This is a genomic window from Mesorhizobium sp. M1066, from assembly GCF_040318635.1.
Lineage (GTDB): Bacteria > Pseudomonadota > Alphaproteobacteria > Rhizobiales > Rhizobiaceae > Mesorhizobium.
Genome location: NZ_JAMYMR010000039.1, coordinates 1 through 12,229, shown reverse-complemented (window position 1 = coordinate 12,229; position 12,229 = coordinate 1). Strand labels below are relative to the sequence as shown.

The following is a 12,229-nucleotide window of genomic DNA, read 5'->3' as shown; positions in this document are numbered from 1 at the left end:
AACTGGCCACACATGCTGGCAATGATCGCCCCTGGAGAATGCCTTTAAGGAAGTCGAGCTGCCGCGGGCGCTGCGTGCTAGCATCAGCGTTCGCAACTGCGTGCCCTGCTTGATGATCTTGCCCACATGCCGGTGGGAACCAGGGACGCTGCATCCTGGCTCATGTGCGCTCCAAGAATGATGGCTCCCATGCTGCTGAAAAACCGCGCAAGATCTGCCGCTACGAACCACTCGTCCTCGACAATCAGGATGTGCAGTCCGCGCACATCACGCACCTTCTTATCCTTTCTTTAAAACGGGGTTGAGGTGCTGCGAACCTGCTTGTCGAGATCTGTCATCCAAGGCGGTCTGCAAGCGCTTCGCAAGCACGACAATGCGGTTGGGTATGACGCCCGCATCTGGCGGGTGCTGTGCACCCGGTTTCGCAGGCAGCCTGATCTGTGAAGAACGTTGCCTCATCGTCGAGAAACGTCATCTACGCGAACTCGTTCCGCCACAGGGGAGGCAAAAGGGATCATGCCAAACTCAGCCTAGGGCGTGGCGAGCCCTCGTTCCTTTGCCAAGTGTCCATATTCCTGCTGTTAACCCGTCCGAACAATCGGGAATTGCGGAATTCCGATCCGGCCTTCCATCTCGCGCGGGCAGCGCGATAACCCGGACCGACGCGCACCAGATAGTCCCAGGCTGCAGCGTTGCGTGGAACGACCGCGAGTAGACCGGGACCGAGGAGCGCCCCACCCGTCTGCACAGCCGTCACAACCTTTGGGACAGGCGCCGACCCCCGTCGTCACCACGGCGGCGCGCCACTGGCGCCCAATCGTTCATCCATCCCGCTTGAAACGAGCTTCAATCGCCGTCCTTGGCGATCTCAGTGCCACATTCTCTCTCTAAGCCACTTAAGATCCCTGCAATCGACCGGCGGACTCTAGCGGCAGCCCACTGCCCTCTGAACGTGGTTCCGACATGGCAACTGCAGACGATGTCATGCAACTCACCGTCAGACAGTTCGAAGAAGCGCTTTGCTTCCCCATAGGTGTCATCCTTCAGGCCTAACGCACGCAGTAGCGGGTCCTCGAAGGCCACTGTAATTGGCGAGCCCTCACCGCGTGCTGCGTCGCGGGCTGCCCGCTTCAGATACTCAGTGCCGGTAAGGGCTCTCAGGCGTCGCTCGGGATGTTGTGCCAGCAACTCTGCCCAGCGCTCAATACGCTGTTGCCGGGTCATGATCGGGTATGTCGAGAGGGGTTCTACTGCTGCAATTGTCTGCCATTGACTTAGAGTTTGGTGTTCCATCGTCGGCTCCTTTTGATCGAAGTCCCTTCCCCACAAAAACTATCGCGCGCCTACGCACTGACAAGAGCCGGTAAGGCGGCACTTGCCCGACATGGATCGCGAAATGACAAAAACAGCGCATTGCTCCGCCGGCACGCGAAACGATATCTCATCCCAAATCAGACCGAAGCCGTTCAGAACGAACAGCTCGCCACCCGCCCACAACAACAATTTAAATTAGTAATGCTTTATGGAACTTTGGGGCTGGCGTTTCATTTCATCGGCATGGAGGCCACTGCAATCCAAGGTACCGGGACGGAGCGAACGTGTCGTCGCTGGTTCTGCCGATGGCAGCGTCAGAGACCTTCGGTGCGTGGTGCCGCCGAGCCTCGTTTTCGGCTGATCGAGCTTTCCCGCAATTTTGGGCACCGGATAGCAATGACGGCCGGTATGGACGCCGCCCAGAGGATGCTGTCATCGTCATTGATGCCGAGGTCCTGGTGGCGAAGTGGAAGGAAGGTCTCGAAATCGTTGAAGCGCGCAAAGGAAGAAACGGACAGGGAAAATGGCATGGCCCTGTGCTGCAGGATCCGGGCAGATCAACAGCCCGTGATGCCCGGGAGCGCCAGACCAATATCTATCCGCGATCTATCCGCGGGCGGCCTCCAAATCCCCCGCATGGACATGAAATGGCGAGGAGTTGCCGTCATGACAATACTGTTTGAGCCGCTGGACTCGGATTATCACAAGCGCAGCGTGCTTTACCACGCCGCGCGGTTGTCGATGCTCCACGATCGAATGCTGATGCGTTTCGACAAGGTTGACGAAGCGGCCGACAAGGTTGAAGCCGCAGCGGCCGTGCTGGTCGACGTCACCCACGGCTCTGCCATCGACGCGTTCCAAGACGCGGTGTTCCGGAATCCGTCGGCAGATTTCCTTCAAATGGAAACGGGCCAGACCCTCGGGCTCTGAACTGCGAGGAATGACGCCAGTTACGATATCGATTAGCTCTCTACACTGACGACAACGCGCATAGCGTCCGTGCCTTCACGTCCGGACGTCGATGCTGTCGCCGCCTGCTTCACCACGAGAAGAAACTAGTCTCCACGGCCGACATGCGGCGTTGCGGTCCGGCCCTTTGATGCCGGAAGCACTATGGAGGAAGCTAGTTGACCAGTACCCTTCTCCCCCAAATTGCTTGCCTCTCCACGAGCCCGCCAATACCGGTGTCGGGCTTTTGCTTTGTTGGTGCCCGCAAGTGTCAGGAAGGTAGTCGCCGAATTGACGGGAACAATTTAGCGAACAGCAAATTCAACGGTCTTCTGGCAGGAGGCCAAAGTGTCCCAGCGAAGCGTCGACAAAGACCGATTGGAGCGCGCAGACCGTGAGGCAAAAGTTGCTAACGCGGCCGAGAGAGAGGCGCGTTATTTAAAAACTGCGCGACTTCGAGAACAACGCCTTGCTGCCGAAGCCAAGGGTTCCCAAGCTTTGAAGAAGGGGCAATCCAGGAGCTAAGGCGCTTAGCCGCCGACGCTGGCCGTCAGACAGCGAAGCCCTTTCTGATGGAACAACCACCAATAGTTTTGGCGCGCCAGGGCCCCGACGGTCCCGGCACGTCCTCCTTAGGACGCCCGCCGCTGCCGTGAATGGGGCGGAGGGTCTTTACATTTGACGGCCTGCGCAAGGCCCCGCTCGATGGTCGGCGGGAAACATCGTGAAACCTGAAAAGCCCAGCATCTATGTCCCGTCCGCCGATCTGCTCGCTGCCGGCTAGTGAAAAGCGCCTTCTCGCTCTAATGATTCTTGCTGAGGGAGAAACATCCGTCTCTGATCTGGCGCTGCAGTTAGGGCTTAGCAACTCAGCGCTCTCCCAACAGCTCGGCATTATGCCAACGGGATCTGCGACCGCGGGATCGTTGTACTAGGCGCAGGCGTTGCCCCGGCAAAGCTGGATCGCGTCTACGGCAGCAACTTAAATTAGTAATGTCTTATGGAACTTTGGGGCTGGCGCTTCATTTCATCGGCATGGAGGCCACTGTAATCCAAGGTACCGGGACCGGAGCGAACGTGTCGCTGCGCTACTCGCTGGTTCTGCCGATATACAACGAAGAACAAGTGCTGCCTCGTCTGGTCGCGCGCATCAGGTTGTTAATCGACCAGCTGGACGGTGAGACCGAGGCTATTTTCGTCGACGACGGAAGCCGCGATGGCAGTGTCAGATACCTTCGGTGCGTGGTTTCCGCCGAGCCTCGTTTTCGGCTGATCGAGCTTTCCCGCAATTTTGGGCACCAGATAGCAATAACAGCCGGTATGGACGCCGCCCAGGGGGATGCTGTCATCGTCATGGATGCCGACCTCCAAGACCCACCTGAGGTGGTCCTCGACCTGGTGGCGAAGTGGAAAGAAGGGTTCGAGATTGTTTATGCCCGGCGCGTTAAACGCGAAGGCGAATCCTGGTTCAAGCGCTTCACGGCAAGTCTCTTTTATCGCTTGCTGGAAAAGATGACGACCGTCGACATTCCGCGCGATGTTGGAGATTTCCGGTTGGTCGGCCCCAAAGCGCTGCGAACTTTCAGACAGATGCCCGAACAGGATCGCTTCGTCAGGGGCATGTTTGGCTGGATGGGATTCAAGCAGGCGGCGGTGCCGTTCGAACGTCCCGCACGAGCGCATGGCCAGACCAAATATCCATTCTGGAAGATGGTGCATCTTGCTGCTCACGCCATCGTCAGCTTCTCGGAACGGCCCCTGCGCCTGGCGCTCTGGGGTGGCTTGGCCATTTCTGCGCTGGCCGTCGCCTTTGGTGCGTTTGCAATTTATGCTTGGGCTTTTGAAGCCGGCATTGTTGCCGGCTGGACCTCGACGGTGATGATTGTGTCGCTCCTGTGCGGCATCAACCTTTTCATGACCGGCGTGGTAGGGATGTATGTCGGAAGCATCCACGCCGAAGTGAAACGGCGCCCACTTTACGTGATCGATCGCCTCACCGGCTTCGACCGGGCGATGCCTGCCGTTCGCGTCAAGAACCGACGATCGCCTCGAAAATCCCGGATTGGAGTGCCGGCCAATGTCCGAACTCTTCGACAGTTATAGATCCAGCTATGACGAGACTGTCCAGGGATCGATCCGATTTTCAGGGCTAAAGCACGACTTCTTTCTTAAGGCCAAGGCTGAGTTTCTGCAACGCGTCGTGGTTGAACGAGGGCTTGGCCCTGCTGGCTCGGGTGTGCGGGCGCTTGATGTCGGCTGCGGCGTAGGCGTTCTCCATCCACATCTCAAAGGCGCCTTCGCGTCCCTGGACGGCTGCGACATCTCGCTGGATTCGATCCTGCGTGCCAGGGAGGAAAATCCGGGCGTCGTGTACAAGACCTGCTCCAGCCTGAATCTGCCATACGACAACGGCTTCTTCGATCTGGCCTTCGCCAGCTGTGTCGTCCATCATGTACCGCCAGCTTCCTGGCTTGAGTTCGTACGCGAGATGCGGCGCGTCGTTCGTCCGGGCGGTGTCGTCTGCATCATCGAGCACAATCCCTATAACCCGCTGACGCGTCTGGCTGTGATCCGGTGTCCCTTCGACCGAGATGCCGTGCTGCTCAGCGCAGCCAAAACGGCGTCACTCTTGCAAATGACAGGCTTCACCGACATTCGGTCCGAGCACTTCCTGCTGCTGCCCTCAGGCGGGCTGTTTGCCCGAAAAGTCGAGCGTATGCTCGCTCGCCTGCCACTGGGAGCACAGCATGTGTCTAGTGCGCGTGCCTGAGCACCGGTCTGCCGGCGACGACACGCTCAAGCTGGCACGCTTCGGCTTGGTCGGCATAGCCGCCACAATTCTGTATGCCGCTTTGGCTGCCGCTTTTTCCAAATCGGAACGGCTCGGTTTCACGCCCATCCAGGCTTCGCTTGGGGCATATGCCGCAGCCACCTTGTTTTCGTATCTCGCGCACAAATACCTGACGTTCGTGTCGGGCCGGTCGCATCGAACCGAAGTTCCACGTTTTCTCCTGCTGGCGGCAACAGGCTTTGCCATTGCCTATGGCGCGCCGGCATTTATGACGGTGAAGCTGGGCTTGCCGCTCGTCATTCCCGTCCTGATTACGTGCCTGCTTGTCCCCGCCATCAATTTCTTCGTCCTTGACCGGTGGGTTTTTGCTGATCGCCGTCGGGTCGGCACGGCAACCGCTCCCGCCAGCGGCGATAATGCTTAAACGGCGTCCAGTCGAAACGACACCAATTTGATAGAGCGTTCGTAAATGTTGCTGGCGGCCTTGCTGGGCAGGATCCCGTCGAGATAGTCAAAGGTCATTTCGAACGTGCTAGCGTTCGAAAAAGCTGCGCGCGGAATGAAGAACGAGACGGTCGTCGGTTGCTTGCCCGACAGCGTGACCTTATGCACGAATGCGCCATGCACTGAGATTATCACCCTCTGCGTCATCTGTGGCGGACGAATGACAGCGGTCATTTGTAGCGTTGCCTTTAGGCCGTCGCGAAGCGGCGGTATCTGCAGGCGAAGCCGCGAGGTTTCACCCAGCGAATGCGTGCCGTCGGCTGCTGGCCCCGACCAGCCACAAAATTTCATGCTGGCAGCTTGTTTGGCGCCGTCGGACCGGAAGGACACTGTCTGGCCGAGTGAGTAGCTGCCAACGGTATCGCGGTTGAGGCAGGTTGTCGTGCGGTCGATGTAATAGGCACGATAGTCGGGGTGGACATTCGGATGGAGAGCCAGCGCAAGGATGAGGATTTCAGACACGGCCAAAGCCGCGGCGAGCGCGTAACCCCCAAGCGAGATCGCGCGTCCGTAGGCGTTGCGGACGTCAGACCAAAGCAAGGTAGCCTCCAATCCATGCCACCGTCATGAAATAGCAGGCGACCAGGAAGAGAAACAAAGCGGCTATCCAGGTCGGTTTCGACGCCGACAGCAAGACCGCCATCAACATTGCCAGAGGCGCAAGCCCAATGACGTATCTGACCATGGAGGCCAGATTCGTGATCAATGGCACGACAATGCTGATCGCGCAGAAGATACCAGCGCCATATTGCTTGCGAGCCATCAGCACGACTGATAGCGCCAGCCCGGCGATTGCCGCGAGCGCACTCCATTGGGGCGCCGTGGGCAGCCACCCAGTCGTGGGAAACACTGAGAGTCCGTCCCACAGAAACAGGATCGGGTTCCCAGCCACTCGTCCAAAGGCGCGTTGGACGTGCAGGAACGCAAAGCCGTCGCCGACAGTGACATACAAAAACAGGATGTAAGCGAACAAGCCGGCAGGCGAGATCAAGATAGCGACGAGCAGATCCGGCCGACCGAGCACCCAACGAGGAAAGGAGAGTGGTGAGCCGCCCCGTTCCCGATGCTGTTGGAACATTTCAATGACGGTCGCAAAGACGACAAGGACCCCAACGAGCCTCGTTGCCGAGAGGAGCGCTGACGAGATGCCAGCGGCGGGATAGCTGGAGCGTTTGAGTGCCAGGAAAACGCTCGAGGTCAGGAGCACGAAAAGAGGTTCGGAAAGGAAGGTGGTGAAGTGGAAGGAGAACGGGCCACTAAGCAAAAAAGCGCAGTACAGCACATAGGCCCGCATGTTCTTCTTCAGCAGCGGCCATGCCACCAGACATGCGGCGTAGCTGCATGCAAGCGAAGCGATCGTTGCGACCACTATCGTGGGGAAAGGGAAAATCGCCCGGATCACCGCCACCAGCATTGGGTAGAATGGAAAGAAGCCCCATCGTCCGACGTTGCTTTGGTTCGGGATGGGAAAGCCTTCGTAGCCGCGTTCGGAAATATCCACATACCAGTGGCAATCCCATCGGCAGAGCGCACGAGCGTAAGACTCAAAGCCTGGTTCTGCCAACGTTGAAGCAACGGCGGCATAACGAATAGCAAGGCCAGTGACACCGAACAGGAGCGGGATTGTGACGACCGCTGCCGCTACCATGTGGCGTTTGTTGATCGTCGGGCCGTAGTCGGGGAAAATCTCGAACTGCTCTGCGCCCTTCGTCGACGGCGCATCGCAGGGGCTCTTCATGGCCGGGACGAGATTGTCAGTCCCGGATTTTCTCATCGCGGAGCACCGGCGCGGCGCGTTTCCATCCCCTGGCGGGAGCCCGCTTCGACCGTGACCAAACCGCCGACCGTGGTCTTGCCAGCTTCATAGTCGACCGGCGTGGCGTATCCGATGAGGTTCAACTTGTCCGCCGCCTTTGCCTTCTTCGGCGCGTCGCTGGCCCGACGGTCGTCGCGCAGTGCCAGATGAGTGACGCCGCCTGTCGTCACCTCGTAACCAAAGTCGATGCCCCTCTGTTTCCGCGCCATGTGAGAGATTCTGGAGCGCGGCCGGCGGTCGTCAAGAGGTTGCTAATATTCGAACGGCGAAGAGCCAACAATCCTTTGGCCCTGCTTCACATATCAGTTCATTTGAACCAGCTTTCGGGAAAGCCTAAGGGCCGCTTTCTGCAACTTTGCCAAGGCCGCATTTTAACGACCGCATCCAGCAACCGTTTGCATTCTAGATCATGACACAAAGCTCCAAGCCAAGGGCTCGTGTCGGGCCGGTCGTGCCAAGCGGCCGCGGCCCCAAGTCGCATCTCGAGCGCAACAGACCAAAAGAATCATGAATTTGTCGAGCCCGTCGCTTCTCGTATAAATATCGAACGGTCCGTTGTGTAGCTTTGATGACCCGCTCGGGGTTTGTGGGGCCAAATTGCTTGCAGAGAGGAGGTCAGCGTCGTCGAGAACACGACGATGCATGCCTCGCGGCCGGCGACACGGTATTGCGCAGCCTTGACGCCAGGATAGTCGCCCAACAATGCCCACGGGCGGAAGCGCGAAGACTGAGATCGCCTTTAGGTGGACCTTGAAATGGGCTGGTGTCGAGGTAACGATATTACCTTCGGTGGTGACTGGCGTCGGCTTCTCCGTCCGATGTCGAACTCGACGCACGTAGCCGTGCCCACCTCTCGCCAGGCGCCATGCATTCCAGAATGGAAGGAGCCGAGCATCAGCGCCAGCTACAAAGGTCGAGACGTCCGTCATCGATCTCGGCCGTCTCTTCCACCACATTGCCGCCGCCGAGTGACAACCGTTTTCCACCGCAATCTGGTAGGTTTCGACGTCGGTCGCCGCGCCTTTTTCAATCCTCTTTGCGTGGAACCGCATGGGCCGCGTCAACACTTTCACCGCCGCCCACGCACAGCCGAGCCTGCCGAAACGCTACCTTCGCCAGCTCAGTGCTGAGTCCGATATCCGCGGCGTTGAAGAAGGCATTGCCATCGACCCTGCCATAGCGATCTGACGGCCCCGCACAGGTTCCGCTATTGGCGGGTTGTTGCCCGCCGGCAACCCTGCCTGGCATACCAGCGTGGTAATCGCGGGGCCTGCCACGGCGACATACGCCTCGAGCTCTACCTCCAGCGTCCTGCAGCGCCCTAAAGACCGGTGAATGTGTGTGCTGTCGTTCTCGACAGGAACCAAAGCGGGCAAACGATGTTTACTCGGCGAAGGGCATCTTAATTCCTTGGAGAGTTGAAAATGAGAACCACCCTGATTCTGGGCGCGCTGGCCCTTTGCCTGGCCGCGCCAGCCGTGGCTTCGGCGGATTCGATCGTCATCACGACCAACAGGCCTCATCACCGTCATCATTGGGATCACAACCGCGTGGCTGTCATCAACGAGGATGGAGCTCGCCTTCACCATCGCCGTCACGGCACTGAAGCTTTTTACGATAACGGCAAGCGCCATTGGCACCGCAAGCACCATCGCCGCGATCACGTCGTGGTCACCACGGGCTCGATCGAACGCCGTCTTCACCGGCGCCACGTGATCATCGAGGACGACGACGACTAGACATTCGTTCGGCCTGGCTCCTGGTAAAATCTGGGAGCCGGGTCACGATTACTTTTTTGGCCGGAACCAAACAGGACAGCCGTAATTTATCAGTCGAAGGGACCGCAACCGCATAGGAAGCGGAACTATAGCTGAAAGTCTGATTTCGAACTTCGAGCTGCGGGACAGATTGCCGGCCGGCCAGGGCTAAGCCGACGAACCCAATATAGTTGCCCTTCCATGGTCGATTCGCCTTTCCGGGAACTCCTCCGCGTGGCTCGCCGAAGGGGCGGTCGACATGGACATACCCATGCGGAGCAGCAGTCACCAATGCGCGAGCAATCGGCCCCGCTCCTCCTGTGCGTTATCGCGGCCACAGTTCGGTCGGATCGCCTGACCACAGTCATGCAGCGTCGTAGACACGCAGCTCGCGGTTGATGCGTCCTAGCGAAGGAGTCGCGCTGCATCTGCCCTGCCGTTTCTAGGCGACCGGGTAGCATCCCTGCCTCCATGGCGACCAGTTCGCGCGAATGCCTGGCCGCGATCCCGGACACCTCGATCTCCGGCCCGTCGGGTTGCCCGTGAACTGACGGACTACTCGCCCACCGCGGCAAGCCAGGCATGATCGTCTCCGACCACGGCACCGAGTTCATCTCGAACGCCATCCTCGCATGGTCGAAGGATCACGGGATCGAATGGCACTACATCGCGCCGGGCAAGCCGACGCAGAACGGCTATGTCGAATCCTTCAACGGTTGCATGCGCGAGCTCTTGAACGAGAGCCTGTTCCCCGGCCTCGACCACGCCCGCAGCGCCATCGCCGAATGGCGGGAGGACTTCAACACCGCGAGGCCTCATTCCTCGCTCGGCTACCAGACCCCGGCGGCATACGCCGAGGACATCACCGCAACCGGCTCCGACGCTGTGCTGATCGAAGGCTCCTTGCCTCCGCCGGTTGCTCAACCCGCGCCAAGAGGCGTAACAGAAACGGCCAAGGCTCTGATCGCCGCTGGATGAATGTTCAGTGGCAGGTCATCGAGCGCAAATATCGGCAAAAATGAAGACCTTGTCATCGAAATCAATGTCCCGGCGAATGGACAAAGGGATTCCGTATCTGGGGCAGCCACTCGACGGCGAGTAGACCAGGAATGGCATCGTGGATGTACTGATTTTGGTTGGTTACCAATGGCGTAAGCCAAATCGTAGCCCGAATTTAGCTTTTGGGGTGCCTCAGCCAAGGTTTGAGCTGCTCTTCCAGCAGCACCTGATCAAGGCCTGCGCATGGTTGGTGGCGTGTAGTCTAAGTGCCAATGCGGCCCACCGGTTGCATTTCGCTCCAGTATGACATGTGCACCCCAGTTTCGAAGCGCGCGCTGGACTTCACCTTGTTGGTGATGATTTCCATGCGGGATGGAAATATCACGGGCGCTGTCATCCAAGTGGTTGCTAACAGTGGCCCCACGTCTGCGTGCGCTGTGTATGATCTGTTCGAACGCATCGGTAGCTTGCGATTGAGTAGCATCAGGATGTTGAGTGGCCCACGCATCCATCTCGGTGATATGCTGGGCTGGACGATATACCCTAAGGAACTGCGTCCGGTTCGCAAGCCGCCGTTGCGCCATCAATTCAGCCTGGCGGCGGACTGTCCGAACTCCGCCAGTTGCATGAATGGCCATATGGGGAAATTGGCGTTGCAGTTCTGCAACAAGCCCGTCAATGGTCGTCGGCGGTGAGACACGTTCCCACGTTTCGAGGCTTGGCGTTTCGACACCATGCCGAATATGGCCACCGCCAAAATCGGGACGAACCTCAGCCGGTGCTGAGATGCCATTGAGAAGACTTCCTGAAATTCTCAGCATCGATGAGATACCAGCACGGTTTGATTGCTGCTTATGCTAGCGTTTTGCGATAGGAAAAACAATGTTCATTGCTCTGCTCGATATCAGCGAGCGTAGCGTCTATCGCCGCATGAGGGCATAAGCCGCGCTGTTGCTTGGGTATCGTCGCGGTCCTCTTCGCTTGGCCGGAACGGGAGGCTCCATCAGCGAGAACGGCGATCGTGGCGTTGATGGCCCTCACATGATCTTCACGCTTGCGTGCAAGAAGGGTCGGCCGCTGAGCTTGAAAGGCGCCGTTCAGACATGCCTAATATTCTCCACTTCGACGGCAACAGCTGCAGAAGTTGCGACGATGATGGCTCGGAAATGGTCGCGCAGACTTTTTGTTGGCTGGCGCATACAAACACGCAACGTACTTCGGCGATCGTGGCCCGACGGCGGAAACATCGCCCTGCATGTCTCCGGTTTTCAAAGGGCCGGTATTGGGGTAAACTGCTTCGCCAACTTAGGCTGTTCGGTTCGGAGTATTGTTATGCCTTGGGATAGAAATAAGGCTATTTCCACTGCGCAAAGCCGTGCTTTGCACAGCACCGGCAATTGTGCAAGGTCTGTAAGAGAAGCAATAGAAAGTGGTGGAGTGAAATTAATCCCAACTGGTTACGCTAAAGATTATGGATGGAGTCTAACAAACGCCGGATTTATTGAGACAAATCCAATCATGCCAATATCTGGCGACGTTGTTGTTATACAGCCGATAGATGGACATCCCGCTGGGCACATGGCTATCTATGACGGCAGAGAGTGGATCTCCGATTTCAAGCAATATCATGGCCTTTACCCAAATTCGGCTTATCGACGAATAAAGCCTAAATATAAAATTTACCGTCACCCCTGAGAGTGGCAATGAGGTTACTCATGTCCGAGCTCAAGGCACACATCTGCGCCCAAAGGCCATCCGAACCATCGACGCCCTGTAGCAGGGCCTCTGCAATCTCTCTCTCTCTCTCTAACAGAATGCAGAAACTACATCACAGCCGCAGGATATGGACTCACATGAAAGACCGCCGCTTTCGAAGTGAGTTTCCATAGGTCGTTCATTCGGGTCCTCAGCGAGGAAGCTGAAGTTGCTGAAGCTTTAGCATTCTCGGAGGACCGAATGAAACGTCCATAACATTCCGGACGGAATTCGTTCCCAATTTTCCTGGAATTGCTCCAGCTAGAGCGGGATGAATTTAGGTTGGGCATAGCCTGCCTCTGTGAAGTAATTTCGGCATTCGGTTGACGTGACGGTGCCGAGGAT

General features: G+C 58.0%; 13 protein-coding genes and 1 pseudogene. 9 read left to right on the top strand and 5 right to left on the bottom strand.

What is annotated here, in order from left to right:
• Positions 1-846: 846 nt before the first annotated feature.
• Entirely contained in the window at positions 847-1,293 is a 447-nt protein-coding gene (locus NKH52_RS29550; RefSeq protein WP_502908138.1) for a hypothetical protein, read from the bottom strand.
• Between the two features lie 687 nt (positions 1,294-1,980).
• On the opposite strand from NKH52_RS29550, the gene NKH52_RS29545 reads away from it, so the two are divergent.
• From NKH52_RS29545 to NKH52_RS29525, 5 genes are all read left to right on the top strand, one after another.
• Positions 1,981-2,244 (top strand): hypothetical protein, encoded by a 264-nt coding sequence (locus NKH52_RS29545; protein WP_352736143.1) that lies wholly within the window; start codon positions 1,981-1,983, stop codon positions 2,242-2,244.
• Between the two features lie 767 nt (positions 2,245-3,011).
• On the top strand, positions 3,012-3,197 hold the full coding sequence (locus NKH52_RS29540; RefSeq protein ID WP_352736144.1) for an ArsR family transcriptional regulator: 186 nt from the start codon (positions 3,012-3,014) through the stop codon (positions 3,195-3,197).
• A 100-nt stretch (positions 3,198-3,297) separates the two neighbouring features.
• On the top strand, positions 3,298-4,365 hold the full coding sequence (locus NKH52_RS29535) for a glycosyltransferase family 2 protein (RefSeq protein ID WP_352736154.1): 1,068 nt from the start codon (positions 3,298-3,300) through the stop codon (positions 4,363-4,365).
• Entirely contained in the window at positions 4,340-5,032 is a 693-nt protein-coding gene (locus NKH52_RS29530) for a class I SAM-dependent methyltransferase (RefSeq protein ID WP_352736145.1), read from the top strand. Before NKH52_RS29535 ends, NKH52_RS29530 begins: the two co-directional genes overlap by 26 nt.
• On the top strand, positions 5,010-5,477 hold the full coding sequence (locus NKH52_RS29525; RefSeq protein ID WP_352736146.1) for a GtrA family protein: 468 nt from the start codon (positions 5,010-5,012) through the stop codon (positions 5,475-5,477). Before NKH52_RS29530 ends, NKH52_RS29525 begins: the two co-directional genes overlap by 23 nt.
• Here the strand turns inward: NKH52_RS29525 and NKH52_RS29520 are convergent.
• Genes NKH52_RS29520 through NKH52_RS29510 form a run of 3 tightly spaced genes read right to left on the bottom strand, consistent with a single transcriptional unit; the run spans position 5,474 to position 7,582 of the window.
• A complete protein-coding gene (locus tag NKH52_RS29520) occupies positions 5,474-6,097 on the bottom strand; it encodes a hypothetical protein (protein ID WP_352736147.1) in 624 nt (207 codons plus the stop codon). The two genes, NKH52_RS29525 and NKH52_RS29520, sit on opposite strands and share 4 nt — an antisense overlap.
• A complete protein-coding gene (locus NKH52_RS29515) occupies positions 6,084-7,331 on the bottom strand; it encodes a putative hexosyltransferase (RefSeq protein ID WP_352736148.1) in 1,248 nt (415 codons plus the stop codon). The genes NKH52_RS29520 and NKH52_RS29515 overlap by 14 nt, the downstream gene beginning before the upstream one ends.
• Positions 7,328-7,582 (bottom strand): hypothetical protein, encoded by a 255-nt coding sequence (locus NKH52_RS29510; RefSeq protein ID WP_352736149.1) that lies wholly within the window; start codon positions 7,580-7,582, stop codon positions 7,328-7,330. Before NKH52_RS29510 ends, NKH52_RS29515 begins: the two co-directional genes overlap by 4 nt.
• 841 nt (positions 7,583-8,423) lie before the next feature.
• Between NKH52_RS29510 and NKH52_RS29505 the strand changes: the two genes are divergently transcribed.
• The 3 genes and pseudogenes from NKH52_RS29505 to NKH52_RS29495 all read left to right on the top strand — a co-directional run.
• Complete coding sequence (locus NKH52_RS29505) at positions 8,424-8,561, top strand: hypothetical protein (RefSeq protein WP_352736150.1); 138 nt, start codon at positions 8,424-8,426, stop codon at positions 8,559-8,561.
• Positions 8,562-8,797: 236 nt separating this feature from the next.
• On the top strand, positions 8,798-9,112 hold the full coding sequence (locus NKH52_RS29500; RefSeq protein ID WP_352736151.1) for a hypothetical protein: 315 nt from the start codon (positions 8,798-8,800) through the stop codon (positions 9,110-9,112).
• Positions 9,113-9,613: 501 nt separating this feature from the next.
• A pseudogene (locus NKH52_RS29495) lies at positions 9,614-10,108 on the top strand (integrase core domain-containing protein); the annotation flags it as partial.
• 251 nt (positions 10,109-10,359) lie between these two features.
• On the opposite strand, the gene NKH52_RS29490 reads toward NKH52_RS29495, so the two are convergent.
• Positions 10,360-10,950, bottom strand: coding sequence for a hypothetical protein (locus tag NKH52_RS29490; protein ID WP_352736152.1), 591 nt, complete (start codon positions 10,948-10,950; stop codon positions 10,360-10,362).
• 511 nt (positions 10,951-11,461) lie between these two features.
• Here NKH52_RS29490 and NKH52_RS29485 point away from each other — a divergent pair.
• On the top strand, positions 11,462-11,824 hold the full coding sequence (locus NKH52_RS29485) for a hypothetical protein (RefSeq protein ID WP_352736153.1): 363 nt from the start codon (positions 11,462-11,464) through the stop codon (positions 11,822-11,824).
• The last annotated feature ends 405 nt before the right edge of the window (positions 11,825-12,229 follow it).

Excerpts from the sequence above, each read along its gene's own strand:
- NKH52_RS29550 (WP_502908138.1), bottom strand. The coding sequence starts at position 1,293 with ATGGAACACCAAACTCTAAGTCAATGGCAGACAATTGCAGCAGTAGAA.
- NKH52_RS29545 (WP_352736143.1), top strand. The coding sequence starts at position 1,981 with ATGACAATACTGTTTGAGCCGCTGGACTCGGATTATCACAAGCGCAGC.
- NKH52_RS29540 (WP_352736144.1), top strand. The coding sequence starts at position 3,012 with ATGTCCCGTCCGCCGATCTGCTCGCTGCCGGCTAGTGAAAAGCGCCTT.
- NKH52_RS29535 (WP_352736154.1), top strand. The coding sequence starts at position 3,298 with ATGGAGGCCACTGTAATCCAAGGTACCGGGACCGGAGCGAACGTGTCG.
- NKH52_RS29530 (WP_352736145.1), top strand. The coding sequence starts at position 4,340 with ATGTCCGAACTCTTCGACAGTTATAGATCCAGCTATGACGAGACTGTC.
- NKH52_RS29525 (WP_352736146.1), top strand. The coding sequence starts at position 5,010 with ATGTGTCTAGTGCGCGTGCCTGAGCACCGGTCTGCCGGCGACGACACG.
- NKH52_RS29515 (WP_352736148.1), bottom strand. The coding sequence starts at position 7,331 with ATGAGAAAATCCGGGACTGACAATCTCGTCCCGGCCATGAAGAGCCCC.
- NKH52_RS29510 (WP_352736149.1), bottom strand. The coding sequence starts at position 7,582 with ATGGCGCGGAAACAGAGGGGCATCGACTTTGGTTACGAGGTGACGACA.
- NKH52_RS29505 (WP_352736150.1), top strand. The coding sequence starts at position 8,424 with ATGGGCCGCGTCAACACTTTCACCGCCGCCCACGCACAGCCGAGCCTG.
- NKH52_RS29500 (WP_352736151.1), top strand. The coding sequence starts at position 8,798 with ATGAGAACCACCCTGATTCTGGGCGCGCTGGCCCTTTGCCTGGCCGCG.
- NKH52_RS29490 (WP_352736152.1), bottom strand. The coding sequence starts at position 10,950 with ATGCTGAGAATTTCAGGAAGTCTTCTCAATGGCATCTCAGCACCGGCT.
- NKH52_RS29485 (WP_352736153.1), top strand. The coding sequence starts at position 11,462 with ATGCCTTGGGATAGAAATAAGGCTATTTCCACTGCGCAAAGCCGTGCT.